Source organism: Arthrobacter sp. Soil762 (genome assembly GCF_001428335.1).
GTDB lineage: Bacteria > Actinomycetota > Actinomycetes > Actinomycetales > Micrococcaceae > Arthrobacter.
This window is the reverse complement of record NZ_LMSG01000017.1, coordinates 92821-115578: the sequence shown is the minus strand read 5'-3', so window position 1 is coordinate 115578 and position 22758 is coordinate 92821. Positions and strand designations below refer to the sequence as shown.

Below are 22758 nucleotides of genomic sequence, written 5' to 3'. Positions count from 1 at the left end.
CCGGTCCTTTCAGGTGGTGGAGTTTAGTGGACTTGGGCTTCGGTGGCCACGAGCAGTGCCAGCTCGTCGGGGGTGAGCCCGCGGACCCTGTCTTTGAGTACATCGAGGGTGACCCAGAGTTCGTCCGCCAGCTCGTCAGGGCAGTTGCTCCACCGGAGCTCGCTCGCCAGCGTCTCGATGGGGATGAGCCGCCGCGCTGTTTCCAGGCACACCTCAAGCTCCACGGATGCCGTCTGGCAGCCGACGTGTTTTCGTTCGATGTGGATCAGCTCATGCGTGAGCGTGCAGCGACGCTCCACCTGATCCAGACGCTTGTCCATCCAGATAATGTCGACGCCGTTGGTGCGACCGGGAACAAGGTCAGGCATCACCACCCAGGACAGCCGGATGTGAGCAAGTTTTCTAAGAATCCCCCAAGGATGAAACACACGCGTGACTGTATATGGACCCACCGACAGGCAACGGTGATGCGGGTCTAGGAGCGTATGTCCTCGCGGGCCTGTACAACGACTTTCTCAGGAACTTGGGCTGCCAGGCTTTGCATGAACAGGGTGTACTGCAGCCAGTACAGGGCTCGAAGAAACCTTGCAACCAGGAGCAACACCGCGTAGAGCGCTCCGCCAGCGGCCCAGTGGGCGGAAAGTCCATCAATTGCCATCGCAACGACGGGGATGAGTGCCGTCATCAGGTTCGATCTGATGATGGTGACCCAGTTTCGCTTGAGTGAAACAGCGAACAGATCCTTCACTCTGGTCATCAGGATGTTAGCCGATTGGTACGTCATGGAACACGCAAACGTGGTCGCCGCCATGGCCAAACCGGAAACAGTAGCTATCAGGGTGTAAATGCTTCTGCGGGTCGCATCGTCCGCGGGGAAGTAGGACTGTGCGATGAAAAACCACAAGGCCACGCCAGCAAGTGGAAGGACATGGTCAACCATCGGAGCGTTGGCCCAGATGTTCCCCAACCTGGTCTTCGCGGATTTTGCCACGTGATCACCCCTCCAAAATCGTCGTAACCCGATCTTCCATCTGGGCACCGACATTCAGAAGTGCCTGCATTAGCTCAGAGAACTGACGGCTCTCAGGTCCGAGCTTACCAATCTCGAAATCTTCCGCAAGACGGTGTGCAACTAGCGAAATTTCCTCTTCTACACCCTCTGCCAAGACCGCTTTAGCCTTGGCGCCGGTTCCTTTGCCAGCGAGGCGCGGGAGGTCGCCAAGCACGAGGTTTCGGAGCTTTTCCTTGACGGACTTGTTCCGGGACTCAGCCGGCAGTCTGAGTTGGATCGAAATTTCCAGGTCGCCGCCGACTCGTACTGCTAGTTTCTCCGCGAAGCCAACAAGCCCAGTGTCGTCGTCATCCGCGGTGAAGAGGCTCTGAGCGGTACTGAAGCGCGACGTGAATTCAACCAGCCCCTTCGACGCACGGAGCTGCTCGATCTGGTCCTTTGTCATGACGGGCTCGGTTTTCCAAAAGGAACCCTCGGCGGGCGGTGCGAACTCCTGCAGGAAATCGGCCACCGCGTTGGATCGCGGCGATGAATTACCGCCGCCACCGGTCAATGCGAACACGTTGCCCAGGCCGGTGAAATAGACAGCAGTGGAGTGCGACAGGCCTCCGTCTCCCGCTTCGGGGTCGTCCAAAAGGTCCGCGATTCTGCCGGTCTTGGCGTTAACGCGGGTCATGAAGTCGGTATTGATGGGCTTATGAATACCCAACACCCAGCCGTCGCTGAACTTGGAAGGTTCGAAAACAATGTCATCGATTACGCGCTCCGTGAATGGAAGCTTCGCTACGCCGGAAAGGAAAGCTGTCCAATCGCGCTCCTGCGGATCCTGGCGGGCAGCGTCCTTCAAGATGTAGGCCCGATAGAAGGCCGCCTTTTTCACGACAACGTCAGTCGCCAATGTTTCCCCCAATGGTTTGGTTAGTTATCAGTGTCTTGCGATTCTTCGCCGCGCTCGCGGCCGGCGTCGTGCTCGCGCCGGCCGGATGAGTTTGTGGCGTGGTGTGCTGCCAGGTCTAGGTAGTTCTCGGGCAGTGGGATGTTGTCGTCTTCAGCATGGACGGCGCGAAGGCTGGCTTTGTGCTTTTGGATGGATTCGCCGGCCTTACGCTTGGCCGCCAGAGTAGATTCGTCACCGAGCTCTTCGGTCTTCTGTCCAGGGCTAACGTAACCGGAGTCTTTGAGGAGCTTCCGGCGTTCTTCGCGTAGGGCTTGTAGCTCGGCTTGACGTTCTTCATCTGCGTCCTTCTCCAGATCAACGAGGACCCGCAGCATGTCGAGTGCAGCCTTACGCGATTTCAGCGAAAGGTTATCGACGCCTGGTGGGAGTTCCTCGGCAAACGGTGGACCGGGGACGGGTTGTCCCGCGGCCGTGAACGCCACCTCGTCGCTGACGCCGGCCAGCCAAGCAATAGCCCTGATGGTCTCGGCTGTCGGAGCCGACTTGTACACACCCTGGCGTATTGCATTGACCGTCGTCGTAGCCAACGTAAAGCCTTGCCGCTGAGCCAAGAAGGCCAGCTGGCGCCCGGATGTTGCATGCCGGTCAGCGGCAAGCTCCACGAGGGATCGAAGGCTTTGAGGTTGATTCACGAGCAAGACACTCCCCTACTACTTTTCCCTTGTGTAAGACGCAGAGAAAAAGATAAATACAAGTAACTAGCTCATCCTGCCAGACGGCACTAGGAGTTCCTCGCTTTTCAGTTTGACAAGTAGGTGACCCGTGAACCATAGTTAACTTGTCAACGCGAAAAATGGGAGGTAGAAATGGTTCTACAAACAAAACGGCGGCAGCCGCCGCTCGTTCGAAAGGAAACCTGGATGAAGGTCAAGGATCCAGCGATGATTCGCAGGTGGCGCCAACAGGAGCGCTTCACCCAGCGCGATCTCGCCGCCCTGGTGCGTCGATCTCAGACCACGATCTACCTGCTCGAGACGGGCGGAATGAAGACCCTGACTGAGGATCTAGCAATCTCCATCGCCAGCAGACTGCATGTGCCTTGGGAGGTCCTCTTCGAACTCGAAGAGCACGAAGTTATGCCCATCGTTACCCATGAATCACAGGTCACCGGCAATTCCGGTCGGGGTCTTGTGCCCAATCAGCACGCGGCCCGGCTGGCCCGTCCGGCCCATCCGAGGAGGAAGTCAGCATGAGCAAGGAACCGGAGCTCACCCACCGGAACTGGGAGCTGGCTAAGACCCGCGCCGACGTCGCCGCGTACCAGTGCACGCTGGAGGTCCTGAGCGGGAAATTTGAGAGTGCCCGCGACTACGCGGTGCAGTCGCAGGCGTTCAACGAGGAGATGAAGCGCGTCAGCGCAGTACTCGACGCCCAGGAATCGGCATGAGGGGCGCCGACGTGTGCCCGCCGCTGTACGTGCCGACGCGCTCGGAGTGCAACGCGGCGAAGGAGCAGGCGCGGGAGACTATGCTCGCCGCCGGCCTGAGCCCGCTGAAGTGGCAGCTCGACGCCATGGGCTGCAGCTGTGGCAGCCACATCGAAGACTTACCCGACACCGACACCCCAGGAGAAGCAGCATGAGCCCCGACGCGACGACAACTCAAACGGCTGCCGCCGCGCCGGATCAGAAGACGTTAGGGCGTGCGCGTGGCAACGAGATCGGAGTCGTCGTGGTCGCCTTCGTGCCTGACGTCGGGGAGCTCGATACCTCCGGACTCGCGGATGGCCTCATTGAAGAGGCCGGCAAGTCGATCGTCGAGCTTTGGGTGGACGTCGGTTTCGTAGATGAACGCCAGCTGTGCTGTCGGCGGGATCCAGAGAACGGAGTGAGTGGCTTCACCACTATCACTAGTACCGCCACTCCGGAGGAACACGCTACGGCCCTCCGCAAGCGCCTTGAGAATGCTGTGCTGCAGCGCCCGGATGACGCCGTCGTGGCGGTTCAGAATCACGTTGCCGCTTCCGAGCCCATACATAAGTCGTCCCATAATTCTTCCCCATCTGTTGGTGCGCCGTCCGGCGCGGTGTGTGACAACCCGAATCCTACAGATGGGGAGCTAAACCCCGGCGCGGTCTCTTCCCCCAACGGCGCCGCGCCGGACCCCACTCAAACCACAGTCCAGGAGTAACCCATGGTCCCCGCACTGGTCCAACGACTCACGGTCGAGCAGACGGCCGAAGCCGCGATCCGTCACCCGAAGACCATTCTGAAGGCGCTCGCCGCTGGTGAGCTTCACGGTGTGCAGAGCAAGAAGGGTGGCCGGTGGTTTGTGCGGGTTGATTGCTTGGATTCCTGGCTGGATGGCGTGCCGTGCGCGCATCAGTCGAACGTGCGGCAGCTGAGCCGAACAGGCTGAGCCAGTACCCGTAGTTTGTCCCTCCTGGGGGAGGGCAAGCAAGAAAGAAGGCGGCCCAGTGCGATTCCGCCAAGAAGTTCACTGGACCGCCCATAGAAAATCCAAGAGCCAGGCCCAACCTCTGGGAGGGGTAGCCCGGCTCTCAAATCAGAATCGAGTCTAACCAAAATGGAACGACCAGGTCTCAGGTCGCGTGTTGAACCGCGTGAGGGTATTGCCGCCGGCAGAGTGTCTACGCAGACGCCGGATCCGTTAAGTGATTTGTATAGCCACCGCTTGGATCAGTTCCCACGGAACTTGTTCTTCCAGGCAGTTGATTACCAGATAGGTCCGGACGCTTTGCCCGAGACCAAGGTGAAGATCATCCAGAATAAGCGGTTCGCGGACAGCCGCCGGCTGCACTCGCAGTTGGAGGAACTCACGACGGCTCTCAAGGCCGTCAAGTCGTTCGATCCCATGGGCAACGCTGGCTTCGCTGCGCTGAACCTTGAGGACCTGGCATTGGACGTCTTCAAGCAGATCCGTAATTTCGCCGCCGAAGTGGCGGACGCGGAGACCAGGTACCGCGAGATTAATGACCAGGGCGACGAGCCGCCCACTCCCCCACAGTCCCCGGCAGTCGCCGTCGAGCCGTCCCCCACGGCTCCGGCGACTGCCGGCCCCAAGCCGGGCCCCAACCCCATGCGGCTCCCTGGGATCCCCGGCGCGGGCATCTTCGCGGGCGTGACCATCTTCAATCCGACAGCGTCCCCGACGGCGGAACTGTCAGCCTTTGACCGTGTCGTCGCTGCCCGCGCCGAATCTTCGCTGCGCGGCCGTCGGTGAAGGCCCGCATTAAGAGATTCGCCGTGGTGCAGCCAATCGGTCACCGTCCGCTCAAAGACTTTCCGGAGCTGGAGTTCCGCGACGCCAGGGAACTGGCCGCGGGGATGACGACCTGGCTCAAGTGGTTCTGGCAGAACCGGTCCAAAGCCGACGTAGACGTCGACGCGTACCGCATTGACGTCTCTGTCATGAACAAGACCGAAGGGCAGATCCTACTCAACGGCACCATCTGGGCGAACTACTCGCTGCACATCCACCGGGGAACCCCGGAGTGGAACGCTGCGGCTGCAGCCGGGGCAGTGCAGTGAGGCGCCCGTCGGCGCGGGTCGGCCTGAATCGCCGCCGCACGTTCGCGTACCTCCCGCTGCTCATCATCGGCGCCCTGCTGTTCACGCTGGCTTTGCCGGTGCTGAACGGTGTTGCCGTCTTCGGGGCTTTGACCCTGATGGCTGGCGCCGGCGGCTTCGTGCTGGAGGCGGACAGCCGGTACTGACCGGCAGTCCGCCCCAGCACAGTAAGCCCCAAACTCCTCATTCCAACGCCTGGTGTTCCAGGCGTCTGTACCCAACCCATCACCCGCCCAGTAGTTAGGCAGCGCCATGACCGTACAACCCATTGAATCGCCCACCGAGCAGGACTGGCTCGGTAACCCCGTGAAGCCAACAGTCGAGAGCTACCTCCACAACGGACACCGTATGACGCTGCAGCAGGCCGTCAACAGCCTTTCCGAGCTGGACCACGTCGAAGCTGCCGTGGAAGCCGCAGTCCTTTCGCCCGAACTCCGCGCACTGGAATCCACCCGGGCAGAGGAAGCAATGCAGCTGGCCCTCGCCGTCGAAGATAAGGCCCGCGGCGAGGTCCTGAAGGCTGCGGCCGCCATCGATGAGTTCGCACGGAAGGCGGTCGGTGCATGAGCCCCGCAGATTACCGGATGGTCGCGGTCGCTGACATGGTCCCGCACCCGCATAACCCCCGCACTGATCTTGGGGATCCTCAGAAGTTGGCCGAGCTGGCGAACGACATTGCCGAAAACGGCAACACGATTCGATGCCGCCTGTTCCCCATAACCGAGGGCCTGGACGCGGGAAAGTTCCTCGTCATCGAGGGGCATAGAAGAAGGGCAGCCGCGGAGCTCGGGAACGTCGAGACGCTCTACTCCTGGGTGGATCCGTCGCTGGACACTCTGCCCCTGCAGATTGAGGCGATGCTGCGGGAGAACACCCACCGCGAGGGCATCACGGCTTCCAACGAGGCGAAGGCTATCCAGACGATCCTGGAATGCGAAGGCATGTCAGTGAAGAAGGTCGCGAAGGCCATCCACCGCTCTGAGTCGTTCATCCGAAAGCGCTCGCGGCTCGCGGGGCTGCCGGCCGTCGCTCACCATCTAGTGGACGCCGGCGGCCTGACGTTGGAGCAGTCGGACGCGTTCGACGAGTTCAAGGACGACCACGAGTCATACCAGGAGCTGATCCTGATGGCCACGAACCCTCACCGCGGCGTCGGTGAATGGGATCGCCTGGTGAAACAGCTCAGGACCAAGCGAGACGCCCCAGTTACGAAGGCCGCGTCGGAGACCCTGATCAAGGAACTGAGCATCCCGACGCTGGACCGGAACCAGACCTACAGCGGGCACTACAACCGGGACTATCAGGCCGACCGCCGCCCGGACGAGGAGCACGCCGCCGCGGGCGAGTTCGCCTTCATTAACGAGAACAGCGGCCAGATTGAGTGGTACAAGAAGGCCAACAGTAGCCAGGCGCCCAAGACTCCCCCAACAGAGGAAGAGAAAGAAGCGCGGCGGAAGCTGAAGGATATTGAGGCTGGCCTGGAGCAGGACCTCGCGATATGGGATGAGCACCTGCGGCGCTGTCTGACCGATGCCGGCGGTGGCCTGCCGCTCACTCCTACGGAGAAGATCCTGCAGGCGGGCATCGCCCCGAACGTGCTGGGCTCCTACTACGGCTATGAGCGGGCTTGCGAGCTGATCCTGGGCAAGAAGTACGACGGCCTCTCCGGATCCGGCGGCGCCATCGAGGTCCGCGAAGCCGTCGCAAAGCTCCGGCCCCTGCAGCTCGTGATGCTCATGGCCGAGCTGCAGCTCAAGCCATCCCAGCTGCACAAACCATCCACCTGGGATCCGACGTCGTACAGCTGGCGAGAGTCCGAGGGCACAGCCCGCTGGATCCTCGTCCGCAACGACGTCTTCAACTACCCGCCGGCCGTTTTCGAACGCGAAGCCATGGCCCACTTCACCGCGCTCAAGAGCAAATCAACCGACACCGCCGCAGACGAAGACCAGGGAGAAGATGACGATGCCTAACCACGATCTGAGAAGAAACCCGGAGAACGAACCCGTCTGCGTCTGCGGATACCGCCCCGCCGTCCTCGACGGTGGCTTTCGTCCGTGGGTCGGCCGGGTCAAAGCCCAGACCGCCGTCCTGGACCACGCCAAAGCCCTCAACGAATACGAGGCAACCGTCGACGAACTCGCGAAGCCGGCGCCCATGGATGCGGCCGTCAGCTTCGCGGAGGACGTGCTGCAGTTCAAGCTGACGCCCTGGCAAAAGGAAGTCCTCCGGCGCTCGCCGGATGCGCCGTTCACCCTGCGGCATGCCAGATATCCGAGGGCGGGTGTCCGGCAAACGCAGGACGGACGTTGGAAGCTCATGGGCTGGGACCGCGACGACGTCGCCCACGTAATCGTCGATGAGCCCTACTTCGATGACCGGGAGGAAGCGCTCGAGGTCGGCAGGATCATTATCGGCGCGCACCGCCAATCAGGGACGGACTTGAATGGCTTGGGGCAATGAGGCGCCAATACGGCCGCCTGGCTGACAGGGAGCGATTACGCACCCTAGTCAGCGAGGGCAGGAGTCTCGACGAGATAGCCGACGAAATGGGCGTCACCGAACGGACCATCAGCCGGCACAAACGCGCACTCGGCCTATCCGCCCCGAAAGCACCGTTCCGACCGCTCGAGGAGTGGCTGCCCGAAGCGGACCGGCTCCTTGAAGAGGGATACAGCCAGGTAGCCGTCGCCGAACTGCTCGGCGTCGGATCATCCACGGTCAGCAAGTACTTCCCCGGCCGCGGCTGGACCGACCAGCAAAAAGGCGCCTACGCCATCGAAGTCCGCCGCCTCAATCAGCTCACCAACCTCCTCCACCCGCAGCACCGCGAAAGGACCATCAATGACCATCACGGCACTGGCCACAACGGACACCACCATCACCAGACCAGCTCCGGCGCTCGCCGATCTGGAGGTGACTGCAACGAGTGAGGAGTGGCTGAGGAAGCTCCGCGCTGTCGGCGTCGCGGCGTCGAACCGACCGCCTATCCCAATCCTGGCGTGCGTCCTCGTTGAGTGTAGCCAGGGGAAAGCGACGGTGTCGGCGTATGACTATGAGACGTCCGCCGTTGCCAAGCTCCAGCACGAGCCGTCGGGCCGGTTGAAGGATGCGCAGGCGCTCCTGCCGCTCTCGTGGCTGGTCCGAACGATCCGGACCATCACCCGCCGCAATCCCAAGGCCCCGGTCACGCTGGCGGCTCGGGAGATGCTGGGCCAGCGGCTGCTGACGGTCAGTGCAGAGGGGTACACGATCCCGATCCTGAACCACTACAACGTGGCCGAGTACCCGCCGCTGCCGGAGCATGCAGCGTTCGAGAGATTCCGCATGGACCGCCAGGTACTCGTGGGGGCACTCAACCGCTCACTCGTGGCCGCATCCACTGACGACACGCTCCCGATTCTGACCTCCATCGAGATCCAGGGCGCCGGTAAGCACCTCACGATGCAGGCCACAGACCGCTACCGGCTTTCTTCCGAGCGGATCGCCACCAAGCAGCCTGTCCCCGAGTTCCGGTTCCTCATGAAAGCCGCCGTGTGGAAGTCCGTCAGTAGGCACCTCGACGGCGACCAGGTCACAGTGGGCGTCCTCGCCTCTGCCGACTCCCCCGGGCGCTCCGGCGGCGGGACCGCGCTCAGTCTCATCTCCGGAGATCTGACCTACACGCTCATGGGGACCGGCGGCGAATACCCCAAGCTCGCAGCACTCTTCCTGGATACCGCTGCAACCCACATAGAAGCCGACAGAAGAGACCTCATCGACCAGGTGAGCGTCACCGTCGACCTCAACGAACGAAACACCCCGGCCACCATCGTCATGACCTCCAGCACCATCACCATCCGCCCGGCCCTCAACGAAGCGCCCGCCGCCGCCGTCGAAACCCCAGCACTCGTGGCCGCCGGAACAGTCCCGGAAGACGCGACGCAGGCTGTGGCGTTCAACCCCGCGTACTTGCTCGCGGCGCTCCGCTCGATCGACGCCGAGAAGGTTCGCATGTCGTTCCAGGAGAGCCTGGCTAAGCCTGTGTGCCTGACGGCCGGCGGCGTTGCCTGCGGAACTAAGGACACGTACCGGCACCTGATCATGCCCGTCCGCATGCCGCAGCCGTTGGAGGGAGTCTGATGCCGAAGCCTACAGAGATGTTTGAGAAAAAGAACGATTCACTGCTGTCTAAGCCGGAGAAGATGGACCCGTGCCCGTCCTGCGGCGGCATCTACCACCCGCTCAGCGGTGAGTGCAGGTGCTCACCATGACGGCCGAACGGATCAAACGCGACTGCCAATGCGCCCGGGCCAATCACCAGCACGGCACACCCACGGCTTACGTGGTGGACAAATGCCGCTGCACACCCTGCACCAAGGCCAACACGCTAAGGGAACGGGAACGCGAAGCGGCGAAGGCCGCAGGCACGTACGACGTCGGCAGGATCGACGCCGGCCCGGTCAGGGAACACATCCTTGCGCTGGGTAAGCGCGGATACGGGCTCAAGATCATTGCCCGTATCGCAGGGGTCTCGAATGCCACCCTGGGCAAGATCATCTACGGCGACCCGTCCCGGAACATGCCGCCCCGGGCACGCGTGGAGACGCGCGTCGCAGAGCGGGTCCTAGCGGTCAAGCCGTCCCTGACCACAGTGGGAAAAACGATCCGCGTCAAAGCCGAACCCACCCAGGCGCGGGTCAAGACGCTCGCATGTCTTGGCTACTCAGTCGGGTGGCAGGGGCGCAGGCTCGGCCGCGAGCATTCGAACTTCAGCCTTCTGTTGGACCGCGAGTACTGCAACGCCGAGACGGCCCGGGCCGTCAGGGACCTGTACCTCATGCTCTGGGACAAGCCGCGCCTCCCCGCGAACCGTCACGAGGCGGCCGCGATCAGCCGGACCATCAACCGGGCTGCCGCAGAGGGCTGGGAGCAACTGTCCCCGCCCCACCTTTCGTCCTCCGAAGCGCCTGTCAACCCGGACAAGAGCATTGACCACTTCCTCCAGGAACGGATGAAGAGGCAGATGAGGCGGCGGGCGTGAGTAGGTGGCACTGCCAATGCTGTGGTCATTACCACGGACGAGAATCCTGCACCGCCATAGTTCACGACGATGGCGCCAGCAAATGCGGATGCACGGAACACGAGAAACGAGACACACATGCCGAGTGATCCACAAAGGAGGGGAGCCCCGATGACTAAGACCATGGCGGAGATCGAATCAGAAGGCCGCAAATTGGCCGCCGCGATCCTTACACGCAGGCTCCGCAAGTGCATCGCCGAGGGCGCACACCAGCCAGACGCAACGCACAAGTGCCCGCGCTGCGGGATGCCTCAGGCCGCCACCGAATTGCAGCCGCACGGCCAGCCGCCCACTGAAGCCACATCAACCACAACAGAAGGACGGACAGATAGATGCCATGGGCCAGAGTGGGAGACACCGCAGCGAACCACCCCACCGCGCTCGCCGTCCTCGAACACCAGCTTGCCGACGAAAGGATTGTGAATGAGCTGTTCGGATTCGTCATGCGCTGCTCGACCCAGTCAGCCGCGCACCTCACGGACTACGTCATCAACAGGGGCACGGCCATCCAGATGGCCGGCGGCATGTCCCGCGCCAACGAGCTACTGCAGCTCGCAGTCTTCTCCGGCTACATGGTGGAGGAATCCCTCGAGGAAGACGGCCACTCACGCAAGGTGTACCGGATCCTCGATGACCCGGACTTCATCCACCTCCGCACGAAAGCCGAGATCGACTGGGAACGGCAGAGGCGCAACGACACAGCACGTCCAGAGCTGGTCATCCCGGCCAGGCTGCGCGACGGCGACGGCTGCCGCTACTGCGGCAAGGTGGTCCGCTGGGGAGCCCAGAACGGGCGCCTGGGCGGCACGTACGATCACCGGATCCCTGGCAAGCAGGCAGCCTCAGAGAAGGATCTGTTCGTCTCCTGCCGGGGCTGCAACTCGGGCCGACGGGATAACCCGAACGCTGACCAAGACTACCCGCGCCTGCCTGCACCAGAGCACGCCTTCTTCAGCACTTCCACGGTCCAGTGGCTGCGCGAGCACGAATATGTGAAGCGCATGGGGATGACCGTCCCCGAACCGTCCGGGAAGCAGCTGCAGCCCGGCGACGAGACTGGCAACGGTTCCACCGGCCAGCAAGAGGGCAACGGCACATCCGGCCTCACTCCCGAAGGCAACGGTTCCACCGGCCCTATCACTGCTGGCGACGGTCCGACCGGCCAGCGAGAGGGCAACGGCACATCCGGCCCCACTACCCAGGGCAACGGCACATCCGGCCCGATAGCTGCTGGCGATGGTCCTGCCGGCCAGCAAGAGGGCAACGGTTCCGCCGGCCCATCCATCGCTGGCGACGGCCCCACCGGCCAGCAAGAGACTCACCAGCACGGCCCTGGTTGCCAACATATTGCCAATCCTGCGAAACGCCTGACTGATGGAACCGGTATTGCCGGGACGGGTCGGGACGGGACGGGACGGGCAGGTACGGGAAGGGAGCCAACCTCTCCCCCGCTACCTTCCAAACCCTCACCCAATAGCAATAAGAGACCTAGACGTGGACGCCCCCGAACCAGAGGACGGAACTAACCCTTGCCTTCTCCCAAAACTGCTTTCATTCCGAAAATCTCAGAAGTCCAGTTCCAGCAGCAGGTCATCGACCTTGCCCGGATATACGGCTACCACCTGACCTATCACCCATTCGATTCCCGGCGCTCACGGGCGGGCTGGCCGGATCTTGTCCTGGCCAACTCGGCCCGTAGCCGTGTGCTGATTCGTGAGCTGAAGACCGACGTCGGCAAAGTGTCCCCTGACCAGCTGGAGTGGCTGGGCGTGCTGCAGCTGTCTGGGATCAATGCCGGCGTCTGGCGCCCCATGGATCTGAGGAACGGCCACATCATCAAAGACTTGAGAGGTGACGAGTGAAGAGCAACGAATCCATGGACCTCGGCGGCGTGGTGAGTAAGTTGACCAGGAACACTCCTCAGCCGGTGGAGACCGAAGACGAAGCCGGCAACGCCGTGACCAGGTACAGGATGTGGCCATCCCTGTTGGGCCAGCTGCAGGCTGCACTGACCCCGGGTATGGAGTCGGGCTCGGGCGGCAGCGGATCGGGCAGGCCTGCTCCCATGGCGCTGAATGCGTTCGATCTGCTGAGACGGATTGATGAGACGAGCACCTATCAGTACTGGACGTTCGGTGGGACTGACCGCCTGGACGCCACGTCGATCGCCAAGCGGATCCAGTTCTGGGCTGTGAAGGCCCTTGCCGCTCCGGAGTCGGAGAAGGAAGCTATCCGGATGATCGGCGGTTGGTGCAACGACATTGAAGCCCTGTTCAATCCACAGCAGCGGATCGAGCTGAAGGGCAAGTGCCCGGAGTGCCAGCTCAGCCACTACAAGGTGGAGGACGAGGGGGAGATGATCCGGAAGCCGACGCTCACTGCGGTACCTCACGAGCGGGGGACGTTCGCCTCATGCGGCAACTGCGGGGCAACCTGGTCCGGTTACCAACTCCACGCCTTAGCTGACCATGTGACACGCGTGGGCTGAGTGACAGTTGTTAATCCTCTGAGACTCTGGATAGAATGAGCGTGCTCGGGATAGTTGTCCCCAAAACAGTTTCGCGAAAGGCCCCGTCGGATCACCAACGGGGCCTTTCGTCATTCCTAGCCGCGAATGTTCCGTGGATCATTACCCGGATAGATGGTGTCCTTGGCTCGGACAGCCCCGTCCGTGCCATGGATGGAGAGCTCGCCCCCGCCGTTGGACGCCAAGTAGTCGCGCGCCGCATCCCAGGCGACGCTTTGTGTGAAGTGACGCGAACGCTCTTGGCTGTTCACTTTCACTAGCCACATTGAACCGCTCGGAACCACGTGTGCTGACGCCATTGCCTACCCCCTGTTATTGGTTATGGAAGCCTCAGCGTACGTCTGGCGGAAAGCAAAGCATAGGGTCCGGGACCACGTGACCAAAAGGTGGACGCCATGAACGGTTTGTATATCCCCGCATGGTCAGGCCGCCGTCGCAGTGACGCGCTGCTCAGGGTCAAGTCCGAGGGGCGACGGAACAAGGCGCCGTGTTGCATCTGCGACATGGTCATTGACTACTCGCTGGCATACCCGGATGAGCAGTCGTGCAGCGTCCAGCACGTGAAGCCGCGCAGCTCCTACCCGCATCTCACCTGGGAGCCGAGCAACTGGAAGCCCGCGCATCTCAGTTGCAACAAAGCGGAGGGTGTCGGTGACACTCTCGGTCTCGGTGTGACGTCGGAGCAATGGTGACTCCGGCCAGCCGGACCCGAATAAAATCCAGCTCCAGTCAGCCCGGGACACTCCCCGCCTGAAGGATCCTCTCCCCCCGGGTTTTTCCCTCCGAAAAATCCCCCAAGATCGTTGAATTGGCGGGGAAAACGGACCCTCCACCGAGAATCCGAAGGAGTACGAAAAGATGGCACGCAGCAACGTCGCGATCATTTGCAAAGACCACAACGACGGCGAAGCCTGGCTCGCAGAAAACGGCCTCCTTGCGGGTAAGCCGCTGTTCGTCACGCCTCGTTCGCCCAGCGCCGCTCGCGGACGAGTTCTCACCGCCGTATTCATCACTGACTCAATGAAAGAACACCGCCGGCGGGACGAGCTCTTGGAAGCCACCGCCCCAGCCCTCCTGACAGGCTGATGCACGACCGACCAGCCTTCCGGTTACTCCACGGCGAAGGCGAATCGATCCGGGGCATCGCCAGGGAACAGAAGGCCTCTCGCAACGCCGTCCGCCGCGCGCTGGTCCCCGGAGCTCGCGATCACTACTACCGGCCGTCTGTGTCCGAGGATGCCGAGCCTGCCGTTCGTGAGGTCCTGGCGGACTACCCGCAGATGGTTGTCGCTGACATTGCCGTCCTGATTGATTGGCGGCATTCGCGCCGGACACTCTCTGACCTGGTCGCGAAGCTGCGGCCACAGAGTGTGGCCAGCTGGTCCGCCGTCGAGACCATGCCGATAGGCGCCATCCGCGCCGGCGTCCTTTCCACGTCAACAATCCGCTGCGGCACCATGACACTCGGGGAGCTGAAACTATGAAGCCACGCACCCAGGCAGAACCAGACCCCATCGAGCCCCCGGACCACCTTCCCGAAGCTGTAGCGAACATGTGGCGAGAGATCGTCGCCAGCAACGACCTCGCCGGCAATGTTGACCGCTCCGCCCTGGAGACCTTCTGCACCCTCATGGCCCGCCTCCGCGAAGCCCGCCAGCGGGTCGAGGAAGAGGGCATGGTGGTCAGGGATCCCCGCGGCCGCGTCATCCCTCACCCTGCGCTCGCCGTCGAGCGTTCCACTGCGGAGCAGATCCGCGCGTGGGGCGATCGGTTCGCACCCCTGGTGAAGCCCGTCCGTAAGCGCGGCTACATGGCCGACGCCACCGCCCAGACCCTTTCGGAGGCCAAGCACCTGCACGGGCTCCGGTTCGCCGGCCCCGTTGCTGCGCTCAAGACCCTCGCCTGGATGATCGACGAGGCGCAGCGGGACAGCATGGCGGCCCTGCAGAAAGCCATGACGACGACGGTCCCCACCTACCTGAAGGCCTGCGCGGACCTCCAGATCACCCCGGCGTCGCTGCCGATGGGCGCCGGCGCTGCTGCCCCAGCTGCCCCTGCTGAGCCGTCCGACGGCGAGAAGAAGCCGGAGGGTTCGAATGTCTCCGACCTCCAAGCTCGCGCCGCCGCACGCCGCGCCGGTGAGCGGACCGGCTGATGTAGACCCCGGTGATTACTACCGCTCCATCTGCCACGTTCCCGAGCCACCTCACACGGGGACGAAAAAGAAGAAGATCTACGGCTCGGCTGAGCCGCGGATCTGTACTCCCCCGCTGCGGCCGCTGACGCCAGAGACGACCCTCGGCTATGACGTCATCGAGTTTGCCGAGAACGTCCTGCACCTGAAGCTGTACCCCTGGCAGAAGGTCCTCCTGTGCCGGATGCTGGAGCTGCTCCCGGACGGGACGCTGCGCTTCCGCACGGTAGTGGTGCTGATCGCCCGCCAGAACGGCAAGAGCACGCTCTCGCAGGTCCTCGCGCTCTGGTTCATGATCGTCTGGGGCTGGCCGCTGGTCATGGGCACCGCCCAGGACCTCGAAACAGCTGAGGAAGTCTGGCAGGGCGCCGTCGATCTCGTCGAAGAAGACGACGAGCTCTCCAAGATCCTCAAGCGCGTGGTCAAGGTCAACGGCAAGAAGGCGCTGGAGATCACTGACGGTGCCACTGAGAAGACCAAGGCCCGCTACAAGGTCAAGGCCGCTAACCGCCGCGCCGGCCGTGGCTTCACCGGGAATCTGATCATGCTCGATGAGCTGCGCGAGCATCAGAACTGGGAAGCCTGGGGTGCGATCACCAAGACCACCATGGCGCAGGCTGAAGCGCTGATTCTGGCGCTTTCGAACGCCGGCGACCTGACGTCCATCGTCCTGCGGTACCTCCGCAAGATGGCGCACGAGGCAATCGGGGATCCTGACGGGATCTGCGAGGAGATCGGGGCCTCCGGACCTACCGCGCTGGACCTGAACGAGCTCACGGACGACGACGAGGAGCTCGACGAGGACGAGCTGGCCGAATTTGAACAGGACGAGGACACTCTCGGCCTGTTTGAGTGGTCAACCGCCCCAGGAATGGACGAGCGGGACCGGCAAGGGTGGGCCCAGGCCAATCCGTCGCTGAACTGGAACCCCGGTTTCACTGAGCGGACCATCGCCGCGGCCTGCAGGACCGATCCTGAGTGGGTTTTCCGCACTGAGGTCCTTTGCCAGTGGTCAGAGGGCACTCTGACGGGCCCGTTCCCGCCTGGCTCGTGGGATAAGGGCAAGAACGAAGCGGAGAAGTTGCCAGATGGCAGCCTGCGGATGGGCGAAGAGCACCGGATCGTCACTGACGTCGTGGTGGGCCTGGATCAATCCCATGACCGGTCAATGACCTACGTAGCGTTCGCCGGACACCGGGCCGACGGCGTCGCTCAGGTCGAGATCGTGGCAGCACGTCACGGTTCGGACTGGGTCAAGGACTACCTGATGGACGACAAGCGCCGGGACCGTATTCGGTCTGTAGCCGGCCAGTCCAAGGGCGCCCCGATCTCCCCGCTCATGGTCACCCTGGCCGAAGACGTCAAGTTCACCATCCCGGTTGTGGAATGGTCCGGCAGTGACCTCACTGCGGGCTGGGCGGACACTTACGACTCCGTCAGGGATTGCACCGTCCGGCACAACCCACAGCCGGTCCTGGACGTCGCGGCGGCCACGGCCGTCCTGAAGGTCTTCAGCGCCGGCGCTTCCATCCCTGACCACAGGGCATCCCCTGCGGAGGTGGCGCCCCTGATGGCGTTTACGGCGGCCAAGTGGCTGCTGGGCCGCAAAGAGGTTGTTCCCCCGCCGCCACCGCCGGCACCGGAAGCAGTCCGGACGGCCGACGTCGATTCATCCACTGATAACTGGGCCCAACAGGGCTTCTGACGAGAGGAGCGCGCAGCATGACGGTTCCCGTGTCAGAAAAGGGCTATGCCAGTACGGCCACCGAGTGGTGGACGCAGCTGGACGAGGAAGAGACCCCGGAGCTTCAGTGGCCGCACAACATTGAGGTGTACGACCGCATGCGTCGGCAGGATGGCCAGGTCATTTCGGTGCTGCGGGCCATGACGCTGCCGATCCGCCGGACAAAGTGGCGGATCGATCCCAACGGCGCCCGCCCGGAGGTTGCCCGCCAGGTTGCGGACGACATGGGCCTGCCGCTTGTCGGTGAAGAGAACGCGCCGGTCCTGCGGACCCGTGACAGGTTCTCCTGGGCCGAGCATCTGCGTTTGTCGCTGCTGATGCTCCCGTTTGGGCACTCAGTGTTCGAACAGGTGTACCGGATCGACGAGAGCGGTCTTGCGCGGCTCCGGAAGCTCGCCTGGCGCCCGCCCAAGACGATCTCCCGGGTGGATGTAGCGCCCGACGGCGGCCTGGTCGCCATTTACCAGCACGGTCACCCCTCCGGGGGTAACAAAGAAGCCAAGATGGGTGTGGAGCGGCTCGCCGTGTACGTCAACGAGCGTGAGGGCGGCAACTGGCTGGGCCAGTCGCTCCTGCGGCCCGCGTACAAGTACTGGCTGCTGAAGGACCGCCTGTTGCGCGTCCAGGCGCAGACGGTGGATCGCAACGGCATGGGCGTCCCGGTGTACGAGGGCTCAAAGCTTCCTGACACGGTGACCGGCGAAGATCGGACTACGAGGGAAAAGAACGAGCTGGACAGCGGACTGACCCTGGCTAAGGGGTTTCGGTCCGGCGACAATTCCGGCGCCTCGATACCGAACAGTGCGAAACTCGCGCTGAAGGGCGTAGAGGGGACTCTCCCCGACGCGGATAAGCCCATCAGGTACTACGACGAACAGATCGCCCGCGGCGTCCTGGCTCACTTCCTGAACCTCGGCACCGAAACCGGGTCCTGGGCGCTGGGTTCCACGTTCGCCGACTTCTTCACGCTCTCCCTGCAGACGGTGGCCATGCAGATCGCGGACATCACCACCCAGCACGTCATCGAAGACCTGGTCGACGTCAACTGGGGGCCCAACGAACCAGCCCCGCGGCTGGTATTCGAAGAAATCGGCTCCCGCCACCCGGCAACGGCCGAGGCCATCAAGGCCCTGATCGATAGCGGTGCCATTACCGCCGACCAGAAGCTCGATGACTTCCTGCGGACCACCTACGGGCTCCCCGCAGCGGATCCCGCCACGGCTCGCGAGCCACGTACACCCGTTGCCCAGCCAGCACCACAGCCGCAACCAACCAACCCACGGAGATGAAATGAAGATCAACATGCTCAAGCCCTCCGCGAGCCAGGGGAAGTGGTTCCGGATGGAGACCGACGAAGCCGGCACCTCGGCCGAGGTCTACATCTACGACGTGATCGACAGTTTCTGGGGAGTCAACGCCGGAGACTTCGTCAAGGAACTGCAGGCACTGGATGTTGAGACGATCAACCTCCGGGTGAACTCCCCAGGTGGCTCCGTCTTTGACGGGGTGGCCATCATGAACGCCCTCCGCCGGCACCAGGCCAAGGTGGTAGCCACTGTGGACGGCCTGGCAGCCTCTGCAGCGTCCTTCATCATTCAGGCAGCTGACGAAGTGGTCATGGGCAAGAACACCGAACTCATGATTCACGACGCCAGCGCACTGTGCTGGGGCAACGCCAAGGACATGGCCGACACCGCCGAGATCCTAAACCGCATCTCAGGCACCATCGCTGGCATCTACGCCGAACGCGCCGGAGGCACAGCCGACGAATGGCGCGAGGCGATGCTCGCCGAGACCTGGTACACCGCTGAGGAGGCCGTGGAGGCGGGCCTCGCTGATCGGATCGACGAAGGCGAGGCAGAGTCCACCGACGATACCGAAGCAACCAACCGCTTCGATCTCTCCATATTCGCCCACGCCGGGCGCCGCAACGCCCCGGCACCCACGGTCAAAGCCAGCCACGAACGCCGCCCGGGCCTCAGCCTGGTCAATGGTTCACCGCTGGCTATGGCCGCCCACATGGTCGCCAAGACCATCCCAACACCTCCGGCCGAGCCGAAGGACATCATCACCCCCCAACAGAAAGGAACCGACACCATGTCGGAAGCACTGACACAGGGGCTCCGCAAGCGGCTCGGCATCCCCGCCGCAGCAAACCTTGACGAGACCGGACTTCTGTCCGCACTCGACGAGGCGCTCGCAGAGCAGGAAGTAACCCCCGCAGCTCCTGTAGCTGCAGCACCAGGCACAGTCGTACTGGACGAAGCCCAGTACGCGGACCTCCAGAACGCTGCCGCCGAAGGCCGCGCAGCGCGCCAGGAGCAGCTGGCCTCCAACCGCCTCGCGTTGGTCAACGCCGCCGTCGAGGATGGCCGGATCGCTCCTGCCCGCCGAGACCACTGGGTAAACGCGCTCGCCGCGGACCCCGGCATGTCCGAGACCCTCGCCGGCCTCGAAAAGGGCCTCGTGCCTGTCGCGGCCGCTGGTTACACCGGCGGCATCACCGAGTCCACGGACGAGGATCGCTCGTACAACCACGTATTCCCGAAGGAGTCCTGATCATGGGCCAGTACCTGCCTCTGTTCCGCCCCGGCCAGACGGTCACGTTCGATGTGTCCGCGGCCGTCACTGGTGGCCACCCTGTTGAGGTGGGCGCCACTGATCGTTCGGTGACCCCGGCTGCAGCCGCCTCCGCCAAGGTAGTCGGCATTGCCGGTCATGATGCCGCCATTGGCGACAAGGTGACCGTCGAGGTTGGCAAGCCGGTTCATCTGCTGACCGCATCCGGTGCGATCGTGCGAGGCGCCCGGCTCGAAGCAGCTGGCGCCGGCAAGGTCCGCACGCTCGCTGCCGGCGCTGACATCGGGCTCGCTCTCACGAGCGCGGCCGACAGCGCGTCCGTCGAAGTCCTCCAGAACTAGAAAGGCCGCCACAACATGAAGACGTATCCGTACACCCCCAGCCAGCTGGGCACGGCCTCCGCGGCTGAGCTGCAGGCGTTCGTCAAGAACCCGACGCTGCTTGCCCGTCGTCTGGGCGAGATCCTGACCGCACAGCAGTTCGTCGGGAACTTCCTCCTACAGGGCCGCTACAAGGTCCAGGGCGGTGCGATCGCGGTTCCTTCGAACGAGAAGATCCGCACGGACCGCAAGGCCGAATCCGTTGCCCCGGGAGCCGAGTACAAGCTGACGCCGCTGAGCGCTGAGCAGTACGAGATCTACACGGCCTCCAAGGAAGGCATCGCGACCGAGATCACAGACGAGGAGATCGGCCGCAGCCTCCGCCAGCCCATCGACGATGCGATGCTGCTCCTGCAGACAGAGCTCGTGTTCAACGCCAACGAGCTTGCTCTTGGTGTGATCCAGTCCTCTGTGACGCAGCCCCTCGCGGCGGGCGCTGCCTGGACGACCGGAAAGCAGATTCTGAAGGACGCTCTCCGTGTCCAGTCTGCGGCCAGGAAGCTCAAGCTCGGCTACTCCATCGACACCGTGGTGCTGAACGGCGACGACTACGCCGCGATCATCCCGGAACTGATAGAGATGCTGCCGAACGATGACGACACCGCAAAGACGGGTGCCTTCCCGACCCTCGCAGGTCTGACCTGGATCTCCAGTGATGACGATCAGTTCACGAACCCGATGTTCGTGGACCGCCGCCGCCTGGGCGGTGTCGCACGCGAGGACATCCCCTCGCCCGAGTACCGCAAGGTGGGCGGCGACACCGGAGTGGAGATTGCTTCCTACCGCGAAAAGGCCGACAAGACCCGGCTGCAGGCGCGTAACCCCCATGTGCCCGTGGTTGTCAACCCACTCGCCGGGTTCGTCGTCACCGGAACGGGGCTCTGATCATGCCGCAGCTGTATAAGGCAATGGCCTCTGTGGTGAAGGTTGCTGTCGGCCCCGCCACCGGCAACCGCATCGCCCGCATCATCCGCCAGGGCGGAATCATCCCCGAGGGCGTCGAGCAGGCCAAGCTCGACCAGCTGGAGGCGCTCGGCCTGATCGAGCAGGTCACCATCGAGGCAACCCCCACCGAAGAGGAAGCCGCGGCAGCGGAAGCAACTGCAAAGGCTGCAGCCGAAGCTGAAGCCAAGGCCGCAGCGGATGCCAAGGCGGCTGCCGAAGCAGAGGCTAAGGCGAAAGCTACAGCCACCGCGAAGTCCACACCCGCCAAGTAGCAAGTAGGAGGACGCCATGGCCGATCTGGCACAAATTGACACAGTGGCGGCGGCCTGGCGTCCTCTCACTTCCGCGGAGGCGACCCGGGCAACCTATTACCTGGGGTCCGCTTCGCGGAAGATCCGGCGGCACTGGCCCGACGTCGATTCCCGGATCGCGGCAGGCACGTTGGCCGCGGAGGACGTGAGCGACGTCGTGGTCCAGATGGTTCTTGGCGCCGTCGACGTCGTTCCTGTCCGCGGGGCCAAGTCCTTCTCTGAAGGAGTGGGTCCGATGTCTAGGTCAGCAACGCTGGCAGGGGCAAGTACGGATCCGCTCGTACTCGAGGACTGGATGGTGGCCGTGTTTGAGGGCAGATCGACCGCCCTGCCGCAGTCTTCTATGCCGCCGTCGGGTAACTACGAGGGCATCTTCGTCTGGCCTGAAGGGCGGTCCTGAATGTTTCCCCTGGCACACGGTGAGACGGTCACCCGGGAGCGGGCCCAGCTGGTCCCGGATCCATATTCCGGCGAATCAACCAAGAGGGACTGGACAGCGCCGGCCATGATCGAGCTGGAAGGCGTGGCCATCGCCCCGTCCTCGAGCACGGAGACCCGCACAGAGGACCGTACTAGCGTCACCACGGGCATGAGCCTCTACGCCGGTCCCGGCGTCGACGTCCTGCCCCACGACCGCATCAGGGCCCGCTCAGGACTCTGGGACGTCGAGGGAGAAGTCGCCGACTGGAAGAACGCGCTGACGGGCTGGAATCCGGGCGTTGAGTTCCGGATCAGGAAGGTGGCGGGCTGATGGCAGGCAAGATGAAGTGGAACAACGCCTTCTTCACCAAGCTCGGGCACTCCCCCAAAGTCACCGCCGTCGTCCAACGACACCTCGACAGTGTCGCCGCCCGGGCGCGGGCATCCGCACCGGTGGACACTGGCGACTACCGGGACCGGATCACTACCAGGATCAAGAGCACCGCGACTCGAAACGTCGGCCTGGTCGTGGCCGAAGACCCGGCAAGCATGTTCGTCGAATCCGAAACCGGGAACCTCGCCCGCGCACTGAACGCGGAGAAGTCCGGTGGGTAAGGACGTCATACACTCCGACGTCGAACTCTTCCTCACCGGACACATCCGGGCACGTCTCGCAGCCATCGCGGCCGACGGCGCAAGTCCACACTCTGCGCTCGCGGACGGCGTCTTTGTCAGTGACCGGTTTCCGGATCCACGCAGGAGCAAGGCAGTCGTTGTCCGCGACGACGGCGGCCCCACCACCGGCCTGAACACTAGGGAAACGACAGTCGGCATAACCGTCCTGGCGGGTGATGATCCCACCAACGGCACAGAGGTATCCAGCCTCGCGCTGCTGGTCCAGGCCATAGTCGCCGGCTCCGCAGCGGTGGAGGCCGGCAACCCGGTTGCCGTTGTCCGGAGCACCGCCGGCCCTTTCAAGGTCCGGGAAGACTCCGGCCAGCCGCGCCGCTACTTCACGGCCGACCTAGGGCTCACTGGCCAGGCATTTACCGCATAGCACCACCCCACCCAACCATCCAGCCATTCACGTCTGTGG

36 protein-coding genes are annotated in these 22758 nt (G+C 63.4%); 30 read left to right on the top strand and 6 right to left on the bottom strand.

Annotated elements, in window-relative coordinates:
- Positions 1–23: 23 nt before the first annotated feature.
- The 4 genes from ASG77_RS11665 to ASG77_RS11650 all read right to left on the bottom strand — a co-directional run bounded on the left by ASG77_RS11665 (position 24) and on the right by ASG77_RS11650 (position 2608).
- Positions 24–320: a hypothetical protein gene (locus ASG77_RS11665; protein ID WP_235564481.1), complete on the bottom strand. Its 297-nt coding sequence runs from the start codon at positions 318–320 to the stop codon at positions 24–26.
- A gap of 155 nt (positions 321–475) precedes the next feature.
- Complete coding sequence (locus ASG77_RS11660; RefSeq protein ID WP_056345584.1) at positions 476–991, bottom strand: hypothetical protein; 516 nt, start codon at positions 989–991, stop codon at positions 476–478.
- Between the two features lie 4 nt (positions 992–995).
- Positions 996–1910 carry a hypothetical protein gene (locus ASG77_RS11655; protein WP_156380289.1) on the bottom strand — a complete coding sequence of 305 codons (915 nt, stop codon included), beginning with the start codon at positions 1908–1910 and terminating at the stop codon, positions 996–998.
- A gap of 20 nt (positions 1911–1930) precedes the next feature.
- Positions 1931–2608: a hypothetical protein gene (locus tag ASG77_RS11650; RefSeq protein ID WP_156380288.1), complete on the bottom strand. Its 678-nt coding sequence runs from the start codon at positions 2606–2608 to the stop codon at positions 1931–1933.
- A gap of 222 nt (positions 2609–2830) precedes the next feature.
- On the opposite strand from ASG77_RS11650, the gene ASG77_RS11645 reads away from it, so the two are divergent.
- The 3 genes from ASG77_RS11645 to ASG77_RS11635 are packed head-to-tail and all read left to right on the top strand — an operon-like array spanning position 2831 to position 3551.
- A complete protein-coding gene (locus ASG77_RS11645) occupies positions 2831–3163 on the top strand; it encodes a helix-turn-helix transcriptional regulator (RefSeq protein WP_056345574.1) in 333 nt (110 codons plus the stop codon).
- Positions 3160–3357, top strand: coding sequence for a hypothetical protein (locus tag ASG77_RS11640; RefSeq protein WP_056345571.1), 198 nt, complete (start codon positions 3160–3162; stop codon positions 3355–3357). The genes ASG77_RS11645 and ASG77_RS11640 overlap by 4 nt, the downstream gene beginning before the upstream one ends.
- A complete protein-coding gene (locus tag ASG77_RS11635; RefSeq protein WP_056345569.1) occupies positions 3354–3551 on the top strand; it encodes a hypothetical protein in 198 nt (65 codons plus the stop codon). The genes ASG77_RS11640 and ASG77_RS11635 overlap by 4 nt, the downstream gene beginning before the upstream one ends.
- A 53-nt stretch (positions 3552–3604) precedes the next feature.
- Here ASG77_RS11635 and ASG77_RS11630 read toward each other — a convergent pair whose 3' ends face one another.
- Positions 3605–3958 carry a DUF7882 family protein gene (locus ASG77_RS11630; protein WP_156380287.1) on the bottom strand — a complete coding sequence of 118 codons (354 nt, stop codon included), beginning with the start codon at positions 3956–3958 and terminating at the stop codon, positions 3605–3607.
- Positions 3959–4102: 144 nt separating this feature from the next.
- Between ASG77_RS11630 and ASG77_RS11625 the strand changes: the two genes are divergently transcribed.
- From ASG77_RS11625 to ASG77_RS11565, 13 genes are all read left to right on the top strand, one after another.
- Positions 4103–4327, top strand: a complete 225-nt coding sequence (locus ASG77_RS11625; RefSeq protein WP_056345562.1) for a helix-turn-helix domain-containing protein — start codon at positions 4103–4105, stop codon at positions 4325–4327.
- Positions 4328–4603: 276 nt separating this feature from the next.
- The gene (locus ASG77_RS11620) at positions 4604–5152 is read left to right on the top strand and encodes a hypothetical protein (RefSeq protein WP_156380286.1); all 549 of its coding nucleotides are present in this window, start codon (positions 4604–4606) and stop codon (positions 5150–5152) included.
- A gap of 23 nt (positions 5153–5175) precedes the next feature.
- On the top strand, positions 5176–5460 hold the full coding sequence (locus tag ASG77_RS11615; RefSeq protein WP_156380285.1) for a hypothetical protein: 285 nt from the start codon (positions 5176–5178) through the stop codon (positions 5458–5460).
- Positions 5457–5645: a hypothetical protein gene (locus ASG77_RS11610; RefSeq protein WP_056345553.1), complete on the top strand. Its 189-nt coding sequence runs from the start codon at positions 5457–5459 to the stop codon at positions 5643–5645. The genes ASG77_RS11615 and ASG77_RS11610 overlap by 4 nt, the downstream gene beginning before the upstream one ends.
- A gap of 106 nt (positions 5646–5751) precedes the next feature.
- Entirely contained in the window at positions 5752–6066 is a 315-nt protein-coding gene (locus ASG77_RS11605; RefSeq protein WP_056345552.1) for a hypothetical protein, read from the top strand.
- Positions 6063–7472 (top strand): ParB/RepB/Spo0J family partition protein, encoded by a 1410-nt coding sequence (locus ASG77_RS11600; RefSeq protein ID WP_056345549.1) that lies wholly within the window; start codon positions 6063–6065, stop codon positions 7470–7472. Before ASG77_RS11605 ends, ASG77_RS11600 begins: the two co-directional genes overlap by 4 nt.
- The gene (locus ASG77_RS11595; protein ID WP_056345546.1) at positions 7465–7962 is read left to right on the top strand and encodes a hypothetical protein; all 498 of its coding nucleotides are present in this window, start codon (positions 7465–7467) and stop codon (positions 7960–7962) included. The genes ASG77_RS11600 and ASG77_RS11595 overlap by 8 nt, the downstream gene beginning before the upstream one ends.
- Positions 7959–8432 (top strand): helix-turn-helix domain-containing protein, encoded by a 474-nt coding sequence (locus ASG77_RS11590; protein WP_156380284.1) that lies wholly within the window; start codon positions 7959–7961, stop codon positions 8430–8432. Before ASG77_RS11595 ends, ASG77_RS11590 begins: the two co-directional genes overlap by 4 nt.
- The gene (locus ASG77_RS11585; protein WP_082575981.1) at positions 8344–9621 is read left to right on the top strand and encodes a DNA polymerase III subunit beta; all 1278 of its coding nucleotides are present in this window, start codon (positions 8344–8346) and stop codon (positions 9619–9621) included. The genes ASG77_RS11590 and ASG77_RS11585 overlap by 89 nt, the downstream gene beginning before the upstream one ends.
- Before the next feature lie 127 nt (positions 9622–9748).
- Positions 9749–10522 carry a hypothetical protein gene (locus ASG77_RS11580; protein ID WP_056345537.1) on the top strand — a complete coding sequence of 258 codons (774 nt, stop codon included), beginning with the start codon at positions 9749–9751 and terminating at the stop codon, positions 10520–10522.
- Between the two features lie 371 nt (positions 10523–10893).
- The gene (locus ASG77_RS11575) at positions 10894–12087 is read left to right on the top strand and encodes a hypothetical protein (RefSeq protein WP_156380283.1); all 1194 of its coding nucleotides are present in this window, start codon (positions 10894–10896) and stop codon (positions 12085–12087) included.
- Between the two features lie 3 nt (positions 12088–12090).
- A complete protein-coding gene (locus ASG77_RS11570) occupies positions 12091–12423 on the top strand; it encodes a VRR-NUC domain-containing protein (protein ID WP_056345531.1) in 333 nt (110 codons plus the stop codon).
- Positions 12420–13049, top strand: coding sequence for a DUF7341 domain-containing protein (locus ASG77_RS11565; protein ID WP_056345529.1), 630 nt, complete (start codon positions 12420–12422; stop codon positions 13047–13049). Before ASG77_RS11570 ends, ASG77_RS11565 begins: the two co-directional genes overlap by 4 nt.
- Before the next feature lie 116 nt (positions 13050–13165).
- Here the strand turns inward: ASG77_RS11565 and ASG77_RS23025 are convergent, their stop codons facing one another.
- On the bottom strand, positions 13166–13387 hold the full coding sequence (locus ASG77_RS23025) for a DUF2188 domain-containing protein (RefSeq protein WP_082575980.1): 222 nt from the start codon (positions 13385–13387) through the stop codon (positions 13166–13168).
- Between the two features lie 96 nt (positions 13388–13483).
- On the opposite strand from ASG77_RS23025, the gene ASG77_RS21890 reads away from it, so the two are divergent.
- The 14 genes from ASG77_RS21890 (at position 13484) to ASG77_RS11495 (ending at position 22719) form a co-directional block, all read left to right on the top strand.
- A complete protein-coding gene (locus ASG77_RS21890; protein ID WP_156380282.1) occupies positions 13484–13780 on the top strand; it encodes an HNH endonuclease in 297 nt (98 codons plus the stop codon).
- A 166-nt stretch (positions 13781–13946) separates the two neighbouring features.
- Entirely contained in the window at positions 13947–14174 is a 228-nt protein-coding gene (locus ASG77_RS11555) for a hypothetical protein (RefSeq protein ID WP_056345523.1), read from the top strand.
- The gene (locus tag ASG77_RS11550) at positions 14174–14572 is read left to right on the top strand and encodes a hypothetical protein (protein ID WP_056345520.1); all 399 of its coding nucleotides are present in this window, start codon (positions 14174–14176) and stop codon (positions 14570–14572) included. The genes ASG77_RS11555 and ASG77_RS11550 overlap by 1 nt, the downstream gene beginning before the upstream one ends.
- The gene (locus ASG77_RS11545) at positions 14569–15243 is read left to right on the top strand and encodes a P27 family phage terminase small subunit (RefSeq protein ID WP_056345517.1); all 675 of its coding nucleotides are present in this window, start codon (positions 14569–14571) and stop codon (positions 15241–15243) included. Before ASG77_RS11550 ends, ASG77_RS11545 begins: the two co-directional genes overlap by 4 nt.
- A complete protein-coding gene (locus ASG77_RS11540; RefSeq protein ID WP_056345514.1) occupies positions 15185–16987 on the top strand; it encodes a terminase large subunit domain-containing protein in 1803 nt (600 codons plus the stop codon). The genes ASG77_RS11545 and ASG77_RS11540 overlap by 59 nt, the downstream gene beginning before the upstream one ends.
- Positions 16988–17004: 17 nt before the next feature.
- The gene (locus ASG77_RS11535; protein ID WP_056345511.1) at positions 17005–18315 is read left to right on the top strand and encodes a phage portal protein family protein; all 1311 of its coding nucleotides are present in this window, start codon (positions 17005–17007) and stop codon (positions 18313–18315) included.
- A gap of 1 nt (position 18316) precedes the next feature.
- Positions 18317–19585 (top strand): head maturation protease, ClpP-related, encoded by a 1269-nt coding sequence (locus tag ASG77_RS11530; RefSeq protein ID WP_056345508.1) that lies wholly within the window; start codon positions 18317–18319, stop codon positions 19583–19585.
- A gap of 2 nt (positions 19586–19587) precedes the next feature.
- On the top strand, positions 19588–19947 hold the full coding sequence (locus tag ASG77_RS11525) for a capsid cement protein (protein WP_056345505.1): 360 nt from the start codon (positions 19588–19590) through the stop codon (positions 19945–19947).
- Positions 19948–19962: 15 nt separating this feature from the next.
- A complete protein-coding gene (locus tag ASG77_RS11520) occupies positions 19963–20871 on the top strand; it encodes a phage major capsid protein (protein ID WP_056345501.1) in 909 nt (302 codons plus the stop codon).
- A 2-nt stretch (positions 20872–20873) separates the two neighbouring features.
- Positions 20874–21203, top strand: coding sequence for a hypothetical protein (locus ASG77_RS11515; RefSeq protein WP_056345499.1), 330 nt, complete (start codon positions 20874–20876; stop codon positions 21201–21203).
- A gap of 16 nt (positions 21204–21219) precedes the next feature.
- Positions 21220–21642, top strand: coding sequence for a Gp19/Gp15/Gp42 family protein (locus tag ASG77_RS11510; protein WP_056345496.1), 423 nt, complete (start codon positions 21220–21222; stop codon positions 21640–21642).
- A complete protein-coding gene (locus tag ASG77_RS11505; RefSeq protein WP_056345493.1) occupies positions 21643–21993 on the top strand; it encodes a hypothetical protein in 351 nt (116 codons plus the stop codon).
- Positions 21993–22277, top strand: a complete 285-nt coding sequence (locus ASG77_RS11500; RefSeq protein ID WP_056345490.1) for a hypothetical protein — start codon at positions 21993–21995, stop codon at positions 22275–22277. Before ASG77_RS11505 ends, ASG77_RS11500 begins: the two co-directional genes overlap by 1 nt.
- Positions 22270–22719, top strand: a complete 450-nt coding sequence (locus ASG77_RS11495; RefSeq protein WP_056345486.1) for a hypothetical protein — start codon at positions 22270–22272, stop codon at positions 22717–22719. Before ASG77_RS11500 ends, ASG77_RS11495 begins: the two co-directional genes overlap by 8 nt.
- The last annotated feature ends 39 nt before the right edge of the window (positions 22720–22758 follow it).